Source organism: Pseudomonas sivasensis, assembly GCF_013778505.1.
GTDB classification, from domain to species: domain Bacteria; phylum Pseudomonadota; class Gammaproteobacteria; order Pseudomonadales; family Pseudomonadaceae; genus Aquipseudomonas; species Aquipseudomonas sivasensis.
Genome location: NZ_JAAOWU010000005.1, coordinates 10,393 through 25,011 on the forward strand (window position 1 = coordinate 10,393; position 14,619 = coordinate 25,011).

A 14,619-nucleotide genomic window follows, 5' to 3' on the forward strand; every position below is an offset into this window, starting at 1 on the left:
GGTTTTGGGGCTGCTTCGCAGCCCAGCGCGGGGCAAGCCCGCTCACCACAGGGTTATGTGTTGGTCTTAGGAAGTATGGAGATGGCCATGCTGCAATGGCCGTGGGCATCTACACATCTGTGGTGAATACATAACCAGACAAAACGACGCTCTTGTGGTGAGCAGGCTTGCCCCGCGCTGGGCTGCGGAGCGGCCCCACTAAGACCGCCGTGATTTCTTAGTAAAACCGCGTTGGCAGGTTTTGGGGCTGCTTCGCAGCCCAGCGCGGGGCAAGCCCGCTCACCACAAAGTGTTATGTGTCAGCCTTTAGGAAGTGTGGAGATGGCCATGCTGCAATGGCCGTGGGCATCTACACATCTGTGGTGAAGACATACCCTGAGAAAACGACGCTCTTGTGGTGAGCGGGCTTGCCCCGCGCTGGGCTGCGGAGCGGCCCCACTAAAGACCGCCGCGATTTCTTAGTAAAACCGCGTTGCCAGGTTTTGGGGCTGCTTCGCAGCCCAGCGCGGGGCAAGCCCGCTCACCACAGGGTTATGTGTTGGTCTTAGGAAGTATGGAGATGGCCATGCTGCAATGGCCGTGGGCATCTACACATCTGTGGTGAAGACATACCCTGAGAAAACGACGCTCTTGTGGTGAGCGGGCTTGCCCCGCGCTGGGCTGCGGAGCGGCCCCACTAAGACCGCCGTGATTTCTTAGTAAAACCGCGTTGGTAGGCTTTGGGGCTGCTTCGCAGCCCAGCGCGGGGCAAGCCCGCTCACCACAGGGTTATGTGTTGGTCTTTAGGAAGTATGGAGATGGCCATGCTGCAATGGCCGTGGGCATCTACACATCTGCGGTGAAGACATAACCTGAGAAAACGATGCTCTTGTGGTGAGCGGGCTTGCCCCGCGCTGGGCTGCGAAGCGGCCCCAATAAGACCACCGCGATTTCTTAGTAACACCCAGTGCCAGGTTTTGGGGCTGCTTCGCAGCCCAGCGCGGGGCAAGCCCGCTCACTACTGGGTCATGTGTTGGTCTTTAGAAAGTGTGGAGATGGCCATGCTGCAGTGGCGGCCTCACGGCCAACACCTTTATTGCTGTTGCGAGGCCATCCAACCCAGAAATGTCTGCAGCCGGGTCGTGAAGTTGTCGACTTCGGCTTCAGGATTTCGCGCTTCAAACAGAAAGAACGCCACCTGCGTGATCATCGTCGGATAACGCCTGACGAACAGTGCAACATGCTCTTCAAGTGTCTGCGGCCACGTTGTTGCATCCTGCGAACGCAACACATGCGTGGCCCGCACCACCTTGCGCGATGCTTCACGCTGCAAGCGCAATCGGTCCTGCTGGGTAGCGGCTTGCGCAATACGCGTGAGGTAGCCGGCCAGCACGTGTTCAAAGTCGGCATTCAACGCCACGGCAATGTCGCGGGACGGCCGAAACCGCTCGAAATGCAGGGAAAGATCATTGCCCCACAGGCAGCGGCAATGGTGCTTGAGCCAGAAGCCCCAACTGTTGCTGTTGTCAGCCGCTAACACTTGCCCACGACTGCCGATGTCAAAATCGACCTTAATGACTTGCGGGTGCCGTTGCTCCAGCGCCCGGCGAATCGCTTCCAGACGCGCCAGCAGCGGCGCAGTGGGCGGTTCGCGCAGCACCAGCGTGAGGTCCAGGTCAGAGACACCGGGCGTGGCGTCTCCCCTTGCGACACTGCCGTACAGATAGAGGCTGTCCAGCCCCAAATCATCCGGAGACAGCGAAGCGCAGACATCCTCAAGCAATGCCTGGAACTCAGGCTGCATTGGGTTGTGGGGGACGCTTAGGATATAGCCATCCGGGTCAATACCCGAGCTGTTCGACATCATCACGACTGCCTCTTCCAGTGCTCATAAAACGCCAGCGCTGCCACGTTTTTGTCCTTGGATTCCAACATGATGTCGAAGCGCTCCAGAAACTGCAGCGCGTAGTTGTTGGTCCAGCGGTTCCACATCTGCGCGCTGTGGGCGTACAGGTCACGCTTGGAGACCACCTGCAACAGCGCGTCCATTTCCAACTTGTGTTCGGCGTCGAAGCCCAGTTCCTGGAGGACTTCCTGGGGCTGGGAGTAATGCATGGTCGGCCGCACGCCGCGCCAGCTGTCGATCACGCGAGTGACGCGTTCGCTGCTGGGGTCGATGTACTCGTTTTCGTTGATCCAGCAGTGGTGAATATCGAGCACCACCGGCGCCAGATCGGCGACTTGCAGGCAGTGGTCGAGCCCGTAGGTCTTTTCATCGTTCTCGAAGGTGATGCAGTTGCGCGCCACCTCAGACAAGCGCGACCACACCGCGCGAGTGCCCTCAACGCCCAGGCGTCCGGCGATGTGCACGTTGCACTTAAGGTCCTGGAACTGCCGCCCGTAGCCCATCATGCGGATCATGTCGGCGTGGTATTCGAATTCGGCGAGGCTGTTTTCAACCACGCCGGGGTTTTCCGAACCGAGCACGCAGTATTGGCCAGGGTGGAACGACAGCCGAATATCCGAGGCACGCGCCAGCTCGCCGATGGCGGCGAAACCTTCAATCAATTGGCGCTCGATGGCGGGATCTTTATAGACGTCGGCGACTTTCGGATGGCTGTAGAACGGCAGCAGGTCGCTGCTCAAGCGCAGCATGCGCAAGGTTGGCGGCAGTTGGGCGACATAGGCCAACAGGCGCAATTGCGCTGCCAGATTATGGGTGACCACTTCGACCAATTTTTCGCGGGCGACCTGCGGCGTAACCCCGTCCATCCAACGCAAGGTGGTCGTGCGGGGGTTGAACGGGCCTTCGATCAGCTTGAGGGCGCTGGGCGACAATAGGCGTTCGGGGTGCTTGTACTGGCATGCGAAGCCAATGCGAGGGTGTGTCATAGAGGCGCCTGGCGAAAGGAAAGTACACGATGATACGGCCTTATGCATGGGCTCTGGCAGCGGGCTCATAATATTTAGACACCAATCACCCTGAACTTTCTGACAAGCGCCGCGCTCATTTCCTATGCGCTGCCCCGCCCAGGGGCGTTGGATAAAAAGGAGCCGCCCCCCCATGACTACCCTCTCCACCTATCGCCCCACGCCAGGTCCGCTGCATGCGACCTTGCTCGCCGGCACCGTGCCGCTGTTTCTTGGCGCGTTGCTCAGTGACATCGCCTACACCCAGACCTACCAGATCCAGTGGGCGAACTTCGCCTCCTGGCTGATCGCCGGTGCGTTGGTATTCGGTGGTTTTGCGCTGCTGTTTGCACTGGTCAACCTGCTGCGCGCCGAGCGTAAGGCCGGGCAACCTACTCGGTATGTCCTGCTGTTGTTGGCCACCTGGATACTCGGTCTGGTCAACGCGTTCCAACACGCCAAGGACGCCTACGCCTCCATGCCGACCGGCCTGGTGTTGTCGGCGATCGTGATGCTGCTGACGCTGGCAGCGACCTGGACCGGCCTGCGTTCGGGAGATGTGAAATGAAAACCTCCAGCACATTGACCCTGTTGAGTGCCGCCCTGCTGTTAAGCGCCTGCGGTGGCGAAGGCGATAAAACCCAGGCCCGCGGCCCTGATCCCAAATTGCCGGAACAACAAAGCAGCCTGCTGCCGAGCATGAAGATCGCCGAGCCCGCGCCATGGGGCGATCAGAAACCCAAAGTGCCCGAAGGCTACAGCGTCACGGCCATCGCCACCGACCTGGCCATCCCCCGCCAGACCCTGGTGCTGCCCAACGGTGACATCCTCGTCGCCGAAGGCCGTGGCGGCAGTGCGGCCAAGCTCAAGCCCAAGGATGTGATCGCCAGCCTGATCAAGGCCGAGGGCAACACCAAGGTCAAGAGCGGCAACCGCCTGACCCTGCTGCGCGATGCCGACGGTGACGGCACCTACGAGCTGAAAACCGTGTTCGCCGACAACCTCAACGCGCCCTATGGCCTGGCATTTGCGGACGGCAAGCTCTACGTCGCCAATCAGGATGCGCTGGTGCGTTTCGACTACACCGACGGCCAGACCAAGGCCAGCGGTGCGCCGGTCAAAGTCACCGACCTGCCGGCACAGATCAACCACCACTGGACCAAGTCCCTGGCCGTGAGTGCCGACGGGCGCCAGCTGTACGTGGGCATCGGCTCCAACAGCAACGTCACCGAACGCGGCATGGAAGTGGAGATCGACCGCGCCATGGTCTGGCAGATCGACGCCGCCACCGGCGCGCACAAGCCCTACGCGACCGGGCTGCGCAATCCCACGGCGCTGACCATCCAACCCGACTCCGGGCAATTGTGGACAGTGGTAAACGAACGCGATGAACTCGGCCCCGACCTCGTGCCGGACTACCTGACGTCGGTGCGTGAAGGTGCCTTCTACGGTTGGCCCTACAGCTACTGGGGCCAGAACGTCGACCCGCGCGCACAACCACAGAACCCGGCCAAAGTCGCTGCTGCGATCAAGCCGGATTACAGCTTGGGCTCTCACGTGGCGGCACTTGGTGTGGACTTTTCCATCCCGGCCATGGGCGAAAAATTCGCCGACGGCGTGTTCGTCGGCGAGCACGGCAGTTGGAACCGCGAGAATCCGGTGGGCTACAAGGTGATCTTTGTGCCGTTCAGCAATGGCAAACCGGCGGGTGAGCCGGTTGACTTCGCCACCGGCTTCCGTGGCGACGACGGCAAGACCCGTGGCCGCCCGGTGGGCGTGACGGTGGACCCCAAAGGTGCGCTGATCATTGCGGATGACTTGGCCAATACGGTGTGGCGCGTGACGCGTAACCAATAACAGCGCATTGAGTGTGCGACAGCTGATCAGCCGTCAGCTGTCGCCCTTTAATTGCTCCTGCAACCAGCCCAACAACGCCGCGATCTCTAGGCGGTCGCCCGCGCCTTGATGACGATAAATCGAAATCGCCTCGGGTAAATGCACGCTCTCCACACAGGGCCTGACCAGCGCCCCACTCTCGATCAGCCTGCTTGCCGTACGGCGCCAGCCCATGGCAACTCCATGCCCTTCCACCGCTGCCTGCAACATCAATGGATAACTGTCGAATGTGGCACTGCGCGCATTGGCGGCCACTGCCTGCCCGAATACCTGCAACCAACTGTCCCACTCCATCAAGTGCGGAGGCTGGGAGCTGTGGTGCAAAAAAGTGGCCGACTGTAATTCGGTGAGCGACACCGGTTGTCGCGCATCGAAGTAGGCCGGGCTGCACACCGGGAACACTTCGTCAGCAGCGGTGAACATCAAGGGATGTGGGCCACTGGGTCGCCGCGAACTTTGCAGAGCAACGTCGAAGTGCGCATTGAACTCCGTCAGCGGCCGGGTTGAGGTCACGACCTGGATATCGAGATGCGGGTATTGCTGGTGGAAACTCGACAGACGCGGCATCAACCAATAAAACGCCTCGCACAGTTGGCAGAGCAGCACCACCCGGTCGCTGCGTTGCGCGGCGCGCAAGAGGGCTGCGCTGTCACCGATGCTGTGCAATGCGTCGCTAACCACCCGCGCCAGGTCACGCCCTTCTTGCGTAAGGGATACCGCGCGGTTGCGCCGGTAAAACAGCTTCACCCCGAGGTTGTCTTCAAGCCCGCGAATCTGTCGGCTGACAGCCGCCTGGGTGATGTGCAATTCATCCGCCGCCCTGGAGAAACTGCACAGGCGCGCTGCTGCTTCAAAGGGCAACAAGCTGGCAAGAGGCGGCAAGGTTTTACCGAGCGTATTCATAATCTGAAGTTATGCATTCAGGGCGGAGAACTCGTTTGTAGCACAGCCTCGCGGCTAGGCACCATGGATCTCTCGCCTGATGGATAACCCTGATGACCTTACCGAAGAGCTCGATATTTGTTGGCGTAACCCTGGCGGTCATCTCGACCCTAGGCTGGGCGCTGAACTTCATCACGCCTTACGTCAGTGGCGAATACACCCTCTACGACCTGATGGTGGTGCGTTTTTTGATCGCGGGCGCACTGGGTGTATTGGGCGTGATTCTGTGCCGGGCGCACCTGCGTTTTTTGCGGCCTGGCCAGCTCTGCCTCGCCGCAGCGCTCGGCGCCTTGGGCTGCCTGGGATACGGCGCGTGCATCGCTGCGGGAGTCATGTTCGGCGGCCCGGTGCTGACGCCGACGCTGGTGGGGATGGTCCCCGTGTTGCTGGCTCTGCTCGGCAACGCCAGGGACAAAACCGTGCAGTGGCGCAGGCTGGCGATGCCGTTGACGTGCCTGACCGTGGGGCTGTTGTTGGCCAATCTGAGCAGCCTGCACCAGCCTTCATTGAGCCTTGCTTCCTGGTGGTTGGGGCTGCTGTTTTCGTTGAGCGCGGTTGGCTTGTGGATAGGCTTCAGCGTGATCAATCAAAAGCAATTGATGCACCTTCCCGCGTCGAGCATTGGACTCTGGAGCGCGTTGATGCTGCTCGGTGCAGGCACCGCCACACTGGGGTTGCTGCCGCTGATACAGAGCTTCGGCCTGCTCAAGCTTCCGACGTTGGGCCTTGAGCTCTCCCGCGCTGGGCCGCTGTATGCCTGGAGCCTGATCATCGCGCTGATGTCGACCGTGGTCGGCGCCTGGGCCTGGAACGCCGCAACACAGCGCTTGCCTATGGTATTGAGCGGCCAATTGATCGCCCTTGAATCACTCTTCGCCACCCTGCTCGGCCTGGGGTTTCACGGGCGCTGGCCAACGCCGATGGAAACCGCAGGCTTGGCCGCTGTGCTAACCGGTGTGGTGATGGCGGTGCGGATCATCCTGACCAGGGCAGACCCCGCCAGCACCTGCGGGGGTGCTGAACGGGTGTGAGGCGCAAGTGCACCTCGCGACCTGTGGTTTTCACAGGTCGGTGATTTCCTTGTGACGCGGTACCAAGGTCTTCATCACGCTCCACGCCACCAGGTAGGCCAGGGCGCAGATAGCAAACATGATCATGTAGCCGGTGTGGATGTCGTTGATTGACTTGTAATAGTCAAACACCCACCCGCCGATCTTGGTCATCACCACACCGCCGATCCCACCGGCCATGCCACCGATACCGACCACCGAGGCCACGGTTTTCTGCGGGAACATGTCGGACACGGTAGTGAAGATGTTGCACGACCACGCCTGGTGCGCAGACGCGCCCACGCCGATCAGCAATACCGGCACCCAGAAGCTGATGTAGCCCAGGGGCTGCGCCAACAACACCACCAACGGGAACAGCGCGATCACCAGCATGGCTTTCATACGGCCGTCGTACGGGGCATCGCCGCGCGCCATAAAGTAGCTGGGGAACCAGCCGCCGCCGATGCTGCCGACCATGGTCATGCTGTACAGCACCGCCAGCGGCATCACGATATCGGCGCCCTTCATGCCGTATTGCGCGGACAGGTAAGTCGGTAGCCAGAACAGGAAGAACCACCACACGCCGTCGGTCATGAACTTGCCAAAGGCAAAGGCCCAAGTCTGGCGGTAGGTCAGCAACTTGAACCACGAGACTTTCTTTTCGGGCGCGCCAGACGGGGCTTTGGTGAACGGCTGTACGGTCTGGTCACTGCGGATATAGGCCAGTTCTTCGGCCGACAGGCGTTTTTGCTGCTCGGGTTTTTCATACACCGCTGCCCACACCGCTACCCACAGGAAACCGAGCATGCCGATCACCATGAACGCGGCTTCCCACCCCCACATGCCAGCAATCAGCGGCACGCAGATCGGCGCCAGGATCGCGCCGACGTTGGCGCCGGAGTTGAAGATGCCGGTCGCGAAGGAGCGCTCTTTCTTGGGGAAGTATTCGGCAGTGGCTTTGATCGCGATCGGAAAATTACCCGCCTCGCCAATCGCCAGCACCGCTCGGGAGAGCATGAACCCGGCAATCGATACCGGAATCACCGCCAGCCCAATCGCACTGCTGACAGCGGCAATGCCCTCGCCCATCTGCACCGAGAACGCATGCATGACGGCGCCGGTGGACCAAATGGCGATGGCGACCACGTAAGCGGCCTTGGTGCCGATCTTGTCGACAAAGCGCCCAGCAAACAGCATGGAAATCGCATACACGAACTGGAACACCGCCGCGATGTTGGCGTAATCGGTATTGCTCCAGCCAAATTGCGTGGACAGCTGCGGTGCCAACAGGCTGAGCACCTGGCGGTCGAGGTAGTTGACGGTGGTGGCGAAAAACAACATCGCACAGATGGTCCAGCGATAGTTGCCTACCGCCTGGCCAACGCGCTGGGCGCTGATGGGCTCGTTCAGATTCATGGCATCACTTTTTATTTTTGTTAGGCAGGACATATGTAACGTCATATGTCGTCGTACAACTGCGACTTTTATATCGAGACCCATGAGCGGTGTCAATCTGAAAGATTGCCGCCTGTCTAGGGACTACGTGGTTACGAGAAGTTTCAGAGAGAGGTAGTTGTAGGATGACAAATGCGTAACACCAGACTCGGCGCCTGACCGGGCACATCGTCGAGGACGCCAATGTGCTGCAGGCCCACCTTTTCCAACACGCGGATCGAGGCGGCGTGATCGGGCCGAACCAGCCCGAACACTTCGGGCAGGTTCAGGGTTTCAAACGCCAGCACCAGCGCATCGCGGGCAAGCTCAGTGGCATAGCCCTGCCCCCAGGCCTCCACGGCAAAACGGTAGCCGAGGTTGATACGCCGCTCAGTGAGGTAGTTGAGCGGTGCGATACCGCCAAAGCCGATGAGATGCTCTGGGGATTCACGCCGGGCAATCGCCCACCAGCCATAACCGTCGCGCGCCCATTGTGCGAGCCAGTGGTCGAGCAACCGCCGCGCATCGGCAAGGCTTGCCAAGGGACCGGAAGGATTGAACCGGTTGGTCTGTGGGTCACCGAAGATCGAGAACAATCGCGGCAGATCCTCGAGTGTTGGTGGGCGGTAGATCAGGCGTGAGGTGGGCATTGGGGTGGTTCTCTCAAGGATGTCGCTCTTTTTTGTGGTGAGCGGGCTTTTGTGGTGAGCGGGCTTGTCCCGCGCTGGGCTGCGCAGCAGCCCCATCAACGCCAACCCGGTTTTCCAGACAAACCGGGTTGTGTGGTTTTGGGGCTGCTTCGCAGCCCAGCGCGGGCGGTGCGACGATTCGACAAGCCCGCTCACTACAGGGGGTAGCGGGGTCGTGAAATAGCGCTTTTCACAGGTAGATCTGCTGCCAGTCGAGAAAAAGTACAGCAACGGGTGAATTTTTTCGTGTCCGCTTGTATCTGAAGTGACAGAGCGGTGCTATCGCAGTGATAGCACCACCCCTGTTCTGTTTTAGAGTGGTTCGCATGAAATTACGTAGAAAAAGCGTCAAACCCATCGGGTTGAAGGACATCACCATCGTCGACGATGCCAAGGTGCGCAAAGCAATTACCGCCGCCGCCCTTGGCAATGCCATGGAATGGTTCGACTTCGGTGTCTACGGGTTTGTCGCCTATGTGCTCGGTAAAGTGTTCTTCCCGGACGCCTCCCCCAGCGTACAAATGATCGCCGCGCTGGGTACGTTCTCCGTGCCTTTCCTGATTCGTCCGCTGGGTGGCCTGTTCTTCGGCGCGCTGGGCGATAAATACGGACGGCAGAAAGTCCTCGCCGCCACCATTGTGATCATGTCCCTGAGCACCTTCGCCATCGGCCTGATTCCCGGCTATGCGTCCATTGGCATCTGGGCGCCGATCCTGCTGCTGCTGTGCAAGATGGCCCAGGGTTTCTCGGTGGGTGGTGAATACACCGGCGCGTCGATCTTCGTCGCCGAATACGCCCCGGACCGCAAGCGCGGCTTCCTCGGCAGTTGGCTGGACTTCGGCTCGATTGCCGGTTTTGTGCTCGGTGCCGGCGTAGTGGTATTGATCTCCAGCGTGCTTGGCGAAGCCGAATTCGAATCGTGGGGCTGGCGCCTGCCGTTCTTCCTGGCTCTGCCTCTGGGCATCATCGGCCTGTATCTGCGCCATGCGCTGGAAGAAACCCCCGCGTTCCAGCAACACATGGACAAGCTCGAACAAGGCGACCGCGAAGGCCTGACCCACGGTCCCAAGGTCTCCTTCAAGGAAGTCGCCACCAAGCATTGGCGCAGCCTGCTGACCTGCATCGGTATCGTCGCGGCCACCAACGTGACGTACTACATGCTGCTCACCTACATGCCGAGCTACCTGTCCCACAACCTGCATTACAAAGAAAACAGCGGCGTGCTGATCATCATCGCGATCATGGTCGGCATGCTGTTCGTGCAACCGTTCATTGGCTTTATCAGTGACAAGATCGGCCGCAAGCCTTTCATCATCGCGGGCAGTGTTGGCTTGCTGTTTCTGTCGATCCCGGCATTTATGCTGATCACCAGCGGCAAGATCGGCCTGATCTTCGCCGGCCTCTTGATCCTCGCTGTGATCCTGAACTTCTTCATCGGCGTGATGGCTTCGACCTTGCCAGCGATGTTCCCCACTCACCTGCGCTATAGCGCGCTGGCCAGTGCGTTCAACGTCTCGGTACTGATCGCCGGTGTAACACCGACGGCCGTGGCGTGGCTGGTGGAAAGCACCAATGACCTGTTCATGCCCGCCTACTACCTGATGGTGTTTGCCGTGGTCGGTTTGATCACCGGCCTGACGATGAAGGAAACTGCCAACAAGCCTCTGCGTGGCGCGGCACCGGCAGCTTCGGACATGGAAGAAGCCAAGGAGTTGCTGCAGGAACACCACGACAATATCGAGCAGAAGATCGAAGACATCGACGCCGAAATTGCGGAATTGGAAGCTAAGCGCCAGAATCTGGTGCAACAGCACCCGCGAATTAATTAAGACTTGACCGTGCGTGGTGGCCCCGGCCACCACGCCTTTGGAGAGCTCAGCATGCTTCCCAGCTTCACCGCAGCACATTCGCTACTGAGCGCAGACGAACGCGCCGCCATCGCCGAAATAGAAGCCACCACCAGCATTCTGCAGTTGGTCACCCGCCTGACCGGGATGCGCTTTGCCGGCATCGCCAAGTTCACCGACCTGGAATGGGTGGTCTGCTCGGTCCACGACCCTATGGAAATGGGGATCAATGTGGATGACGTGCTTAACCTGGAAACCACCCTGTGCAGCGAGTTCTGCATTAATCCACAGACCTTGTTCATCCCGCAGGTCAGCGCAAACGGCCGCTTCGCTTCACGCCCGGTAGTCAAGCAGTTCGCTATCGAAAGCTACGCCGGCGCGCCGATTTTCCTGCCAGATGGCCGCTTGTTCGGCGCGCTGTGTGCCTTGGATTCACAAGCGATGCTGTTTGATGACCCCAACCTGCCGGAAACCCTGAGCCTGTTTGCCCGACTGATTGGCTGCATCTTTTTCGCTAACTTGACACAGAATGATCGTTAAATTTCGGCTTGCCGCGTAACCCGGCGATGTCGCGCTTGGGCGGCACGCCAAACAGCCGGCTGTATTCGCGGCTGAACTGCGACGGGCTTTCATAGCCCACTTTGAACGCCGCACTGGAGACATCCTGATGCTCGTTAAGCATCAACCGGCGCGCCTCGTTCAAACGCAGCCACTTCTGATACTGCAACGGACTCATCGCCGTGAGTTGGCGAAAGTGATGATGGAACGTGGCCGCGCTCATCTGCACCCGCGCCGCCAAGTCTTCCACGCGCAGCACTGCGTCGTAATTGAGTTTGAGCCAGTCAATCGCCTTGGCGATACGGTAGCCCTGCCCGTCCACTGAACAAATCTGCCGCAGTCGTCCAGCCTGGTCGCTTTGCAATAAGCGGTAGTGGATCTCGCGCTGGATCAGTGGTGCGAGTACCGGGATCGCCTCGGGCTCATCGAGCAACGCCACCAGCCGCGCAAACGACGCCAGCATGCCGTCGGTGACAACCCCGATGCCGACCCCTTTGAGCACTGAACGCTCGCGCTTGGGCGGCAGCTCACTCTGGGCGATCAGCTCGGCCAATATGCGCAGGTCCAGCTTAAAGGTCAGCCCCAGGCACGGCCGCGTGGGGCTCGCCTGCAGCACTTCGGAATTGGCAGGAATGTCCAGCGATGTCACCAGGAAGCGTGACGTGTCATACGGATACCCCTCGCCGCCCACCCACAGCTGCTTCTGCCCCTGGGCCACCAGCACAATGCTCGGTTCGACCATGCACACCACCGGCGTGCACGGCTGCTCACGCCGATAGAACCCCAGGCCCGGGATCGGCATGGGGCAGTCCCCAGGCGCAGCGATGCGCGATGCAATAGCGTGGACCAGCGCGTCCAGATTGTTCTTCATAACCTGCCCTTTTTGTTGATCCGCGAACTCTACCCCGCGCAGTCCACGGCGTCCCCCGTAACCCCCCAGACTCAGAGCATCAGGCAAGTAATCCATCGGAACGCACTACAGACGCCGCCGCCACACCGGGAAAATGTGCGGACCAACCCTTTCAAGGATCCGCCCATGAAACGCCTCTTGCTTGCCCTTGGTTTGCTGGTGACGTCTTTAACTGCTCTGGGAGCCGATATGTCCAACAGTGCTGACAACTTCTACACAAGCGACAAGGTGACGGTCGAAAAGGTCACCTTCAACAACCAATACGGCCTGCAGGTTGCCGGCAACCTGTTCGTGCCGAAAAACCTGAGCTCGGGTGCTAAAAGCCCCGCGATTATCGTCGGTCACCCGATGGGTGCCGTCAAAGAACAGAGCGCGAACCTGTACGCCACCAAAATGGCCGAACAGGGCTTCGTCACACTCTCTCTGGACCTGTCGTTCTGGGGCGACAGCGCCGGCACACCGCGAAACGCGGTGCTGCCCGACCTCTACACCGAGGACTTCAGCGCCGCCGTGGACTTCCTCGGCACCCGGCAGATGGTCGACCGTGAACGCATTGGCGTGATCGGTATCTGTGGCAGCGGCAGCTTCGTCATCGCGGCGGCGAAGATCGACCCCCGCCTCAAGGCCATCGCCACCGTCAGCATGTACGACATGGGCGCGGCCAACCGCAACGGCCTCAAGCACGGCGTCACCCTGGAACAGCGCCGGCATATCCTGCTGCAAGCGGCCAACCAGCGCTATGTGGAATTCCAGGGCGGCGAGACCCTCTACACCAGCGGCACGCCGCTCAAGCTGACGGGCAATCCGGTGGGGGACGAGTTCTTTGACTTCTACCGCACGCCACGTGGCCAGGTCACGCCTGCCGGTGCGTCGCCGCAGACCACCACCATGCCGACGCTGACCAGCAACGTGAAGTTCATGAACTTCTACCCGTTCAACGACATCGAGACGATCTCTCCGCGTCCGCTGTTGCTGATCAGCGGGGCCAACGCGCACTCCCGCGAGTTCAGCGAAGACGCCTACCAGCGTGCGGCCGAACCGAAGGAATTGCTCATCATCCCGAACGCGGGGCATGTGGACCTGTACGACCGGGTCAATCTGATTCCGTTTGCCCACCTCACCACCTTCTTCAAGAACAACCTCAAGTGATGCCCAATAACCCGAATGCACCGCGCTGGGGCGCGGTGCTCGCTATGTCCCTGGCGGCCTTTACATTAGTCGCCTCGGAGTTCATGCCGGTCAGCCTGCTGACGCCACTGGCGGCCGACCTCAACATCACTCAAGGCCAGGCCGGCCAGGGCATTTCGGTGTCAGGGCTGTTTGCCTTGCTCACCAGCCTGGTGATTGCCGCCGTGGCAGCGCGGGTGGATCGCAAGCGCCTGCTGGTGGCACTGACATTGCTGATGATCGTGTCCGGAACGGTCGTGGCCTTTGCGCCGAACTACATGGTCTTCATGTTGGGGCGAGCGCTGATCGGCGTTGCCATCGGCGGGTTCTGGTCACTGTCGGCCGCCACCGCCATGCGCCTGGTACCGGACGATCAAGTGCCGCGTGCCCTGGCCATGGTCAACGGTGGCAACGCCCTGGCCACGGTGATTGCTGCACCACTGGGCAGCTTTCTGGGCGGAATGATCGGCTGGCGTGGCGCGTTTTTCTGCGTGGTGCCGGTGGCGGTGATCGCCGTGGTGTGGCTGCTGATCAGCCTGCCGTCGATCAAGTCGCAGGGCGAGGCAAAGACCACCAACGTACTGCGCCTGATGAAACAGCCGCCTGTGATCATGGGCATGCTGGCGGTCAGTGTGTTTTTCATGGGTCAATTCATGCTGTTCACCTACCTGCGACCGTTCCTGGAAACCGTCACCCAGGTCAGCGTGTCCCTGTTGTCGCTGATGCTGCTGGTACTGGGCATGGCCGGTCTGGCGGGCACGTTCCTGATCGAGCGTTTTTTGAAGCGCAGCCTGTATCCCACGCTGATTGCCATCCCACTGCTGATGGCGTTGATCGCCCTGGCCTTGGTCGCCTTCGGCAGCTCGACGGCGATGACAACCCTGTTGCTGGGGCTCTGGGGCCTGGTCGCGACCGCCGCCCCCGTGGGTTGGTGGACGTGGCTGGCCAACACCCTGCCCAAGGATGCCGAAGCAGGGGGCGGCCTGATGGTCGCGATCATCCAGTTGGCGATTGCTTCAGGCGCCACGGTGGGCGGTGTGGTGTTTGACTTCAGTGGCTATCGGGCGACGTTTGAGTTGAGTGCGGCGCTGCTGTGCGGGGCGGCGTTGCTTGCGTGGGCAACACGCTGCGTCAGTGTTCGCGCACAACACTTGAGCACAGCCTGACGCACTCAATCTTTTCCAAGGGCCGCCGATAACTTGTCATACCCCTGACTTGCAGCGAGGCCCTGCGCTAAA

At 60.5% G+C, this 14,619-nt stretch carries 13 protein-coding genes; 7 read left to right on the plus strand and 6 right to left on the minus strand.

Translation table 11 applies throughout. From position 1 onward, the window contains the following. Positions 1-1,072 precede the first annotated feature (1,072 nt). Together G9Q84_RS10985 and G9Q84_RS10990 are read right to left on the minus strand one after the other, a co-directional pair. Positions 1,073-1,843, minus strand: a complete 771-nt coding sequence (locus G9Q84_RS10985) for a nucleotidyltransferase domain-containing protein (protein ID WP_420875420.1) — start codon at positions 1,841-1,843, stop codon at positions 1,073-1,075. Positions 1,844-1,845: 2 nt separating this feature from the next. After that, positions 1,846-2,871 carry a UV damage endonuclease UvsE gene (locus tag G9Q84_RS10990; protein ID WP_032885311.1) on the minus strand — a complete coding sequence of 342 codons (1,026 nt, stop codon included), beginning with the start codon at positions 2,869-2,871 and terminating at the stop codon, positions 1,846-1,848. Between the two features lie 172 nt (positions 2,872-3,043). Between G9Q84_RS10990 and G9Q84_RS10995 the strand changes: the two genes are divergently transcribed. Further along, positions 3,044-3,457 (plus strand): DUF2231 domain-containing protein, encoded by a 414-nt coding sequence (locus G9Q84_RS10995; RefSeq protein WP_181643296.1) that lies wholly within the window; start codon positions 3,044-3,046, stop codon positions 3,455-3,457. Continuing rightward, entirely contained in the window at positions 3,454-4,746 is a 1,293-nt protein-coding gene (locus G9Q84_RS11000; RefSeq protein ID WP_032885313.1) for a PQQ-dependent sugar dehydrogenase, read from the plus strand. Before G9Q84_RS10995 ends, G9Q84_RS11000 begins: the two co-directional genes overlap by 4 nt. A 33-nt stretch (positions 4,747-4,779) precedes the next feature. Here the strand turns inward: G9Q84_RS11000 and G9Q84_RS11005 are convergent, their stop codons facing one another. Beyond that, positions 4,780-5,688, minus strand: coding sequence for a LysR substrate-binding domain-containing protein (locus tag G9Q84_RS11005; protein ID WP_181643297.1), 909 nt, complete (start codon positions 5,686-5,688; stop codon positions 4,780-4,782). Between the two features lie 92 nt (positions 5,689-5,780). On the opposite strand from G9Q84_RS11005, the gene G9Q84_RS11010 reads away from it, so the two are divergent. Further along, positions 5,781-6,758, plus strand: a complete 978-nt coding sequence (locus G9Q84_RS11010; RefSeq protein ID WP_181643298.1) for a DMT family transporter — start codon at positions 5,781-5,783, stop codon at positions 6,756-6,758. 30 nt (positions 6,759-6,788) lie between these two features. Here the strand turns inward: G9Q84_RS11010 and G9Q84_RS11015 are convergent, their stop codons facing one another. After that, entirely contained in the window at positions 6,789-8,192 is a 1,404-nt protein-coding gene (locus G9Q84_RS11015) for an MFS transporter (RefSeq protein WP_032885315.1), read from the minus strand. Positions 8,193-8,335: 143 nt separating this feature from the next. After that, positions 8,336-8,860 carry a GNAT family N-acetyltransferase gene (locus G9Q84_RS11020; RefSeq protein ID WP_122765241.1) on the minus strand — a complete coding sequence of 175 codons (525 nt, stop codon included), beginning with the start codon at positions 8,858-8,860 and terminating at the stop codon, positions 8,336-8,338. Positions 8,861-9,225: 365 nt separating this feature from the next. Between G9Q84_RS11020 and proP the strand changes: the two genes are divergently transcribed. Both proP and G9Q84_RS11030 read left to right on the plus strand, forming a co-directional pair. Further along, complete coding sequence (gene proP / locus G9Q84_RS11025; protein WP_032885317.1) at positions 9,226-10,728, plus strand: glycine betaine/L-proline transporter ProP; 1,503 nt, start codon at positions 9,226-9,228, stop codon at positions 10,726-10,728. 51 nt (positions 10,729-10,779) lie between these two features. Continuing rightward, positions 10,780-11,286, plus strand: a complete 507-nt coding sequence (locus G9Q84_RS11030) for a GAF domain-containing protein (RefSeq protein WP_095184612.1) — start codon at positions 10,780-10,782, stop codon at positions 11,284-11,286. On the opposite strand, the gene G9Q84_RS11035 is transcribed toward G9Q84_RS11030, so the two are convergent. Beyond that, a complete protein-coding gene (locus tag G9Q84_RS11035; protein ID WP_095184611.1) occupies positions 11,261-12,175 on the minus strand; it encodes an AraC family transcriptional regulator in 915 nt (304 codons plus the stop codon). The genes G9Q84_RS11030 and G9Q84_RS11035 overlap by 26 nt on opposite strands. Positions 12,176-12,340: 165 nt before the next feature. Between G9Q84_RS11035 and G9Q84_RS11040 the strand changes: the two genes are divergently transcribed. Both G9Q84_RS11040 and G9Q84_RS11045 read left to right on the plus strand, forming a co-directional pair. Further along, positions 12,341-13,363: an alpha/beta hydrolase gene (locus tag G9Q84_RS11040; protein WP_095184610.1), complete on the plus strand. Its 1,023-nt coding sequence runs from the start codon at positions 12,341-12,343 to the stop codon at positions 13,361-13,363. Then, positions 13,363-14,547 (plus strand): MFS transporter, encoded by a 1,185-nt coding sequence (locus G9Q84_RS11045; protein WP_181643423.1) that lies wholly within the window; start codon positions 13,363-13,365, stop codon positions 14,545-14,547. Before G9Q84_RS11040 ends, G9Q84_RS11045 begins: the two co-directional genes overlap by 1 nt. Positions 14,548-14,619 lie beyond the last annotated feature (72 nt).

What these genes read in the sequence shown, in the direction of transcription:
- G9Q84_RS10995 (WP_181643296.1), top strand. Translation starts at nt 3,044, where the DNA reads ATGACTACCCTCTCCACCTATCGCCCCACGCCAGGTCCGCTGCATGCG.
- G9Q84_RS11035 (WP_095184611.1), bottom strand. Translation starts at nt 12,175, where the DNA reads ATGAAGAACAATCTGGACGCGCTGGTCCACGCTATTGCATCGCGCATC.
- G9Q84_RS11045 (WP_181643423.1), top strand. Translation starts at nt 13,363, where the DNA reads ATGCCCAATAACCCGAATGCACCGCGCTGGGGCGCGGTGCTCGCTATG.
- G9Q84_RS11015 (WP_032885315.1), bottom strand. Translation starts at nt 8,192, where the DNA reads ATGAATCTGAACGAGCCCATCAGCGCCCAGCGCGTTGGCCAGGCGGTA.
- G9Q84_RS11000 (WP_032885313.1), top strand. Translation starts at nt 3,454, where the DNA reads ATGAAAACCTCCAGCACATTGACCCTGTTGAGTGCCGCCCTGCTGTTA.
- G9Q84_RS11010 (WP_181643298.1), top strand. Translation starts at nt 5,781, where the DNA reads ATGACCTTACCGAAGAGCTCGATATTTGTTGGCGTAACCCTGGCGGTC.
- proP (WP_032885317.1), top strand. Translation starts at nt 9,226, where the DNA reads ATGAAATTACGTAGAAAAAGCGTCAAACCCATCGGGTTGAAGGACATC.
- G9Q84_RS11005 (WP_181643297.1), bottom strand. Translation starts at nt 5,688, where the DNA reads ATGAATACGCTCGGTAAAACCTTGCCGCCTCTTGCCAGCTTGTTGCCC.
- G9Q84_RS11020 (WP_122765241.1), bottom strand. Translation starts at nt 8,860, where the DNA reads ATGCCCACCTCACGCCTGATCTACCGCCCACCAACACTCGAGGATCTG.
- G9Q84_RS10990 (WP_032885311.1), bottom strand. Translation starts at nt 2,871, where the DNA reads ATGACACACCCTCGCATTGGCTTCGCATGCCAGTACAAGCACCCCGAA.
- G9Q84_RS11030 (WP_095184612.1), top strand. Translation starts at nt 10,780, where the DNA reads ATGCTTCCCAGCTTCACCGCAGCACATTCGCTACTGAGCGCAGACGAA.
- G9Q84_RS11040 (WP_095184610.1), top strand. Translation starts at nt 12,341, where the DNA reads ATGAAACGCCTCTTGCTTGCCCTTGGTTTGCTGGTGACGTCTTTAACT.
- G9Q84_RS10985 (WP_420875420.1), bottom strand. Translation starts at nt 1,843, where the DNA reads ATGTCGAACAGCTCGGGTATTGACCCGGATGGCTATATCCTAAGCGTC.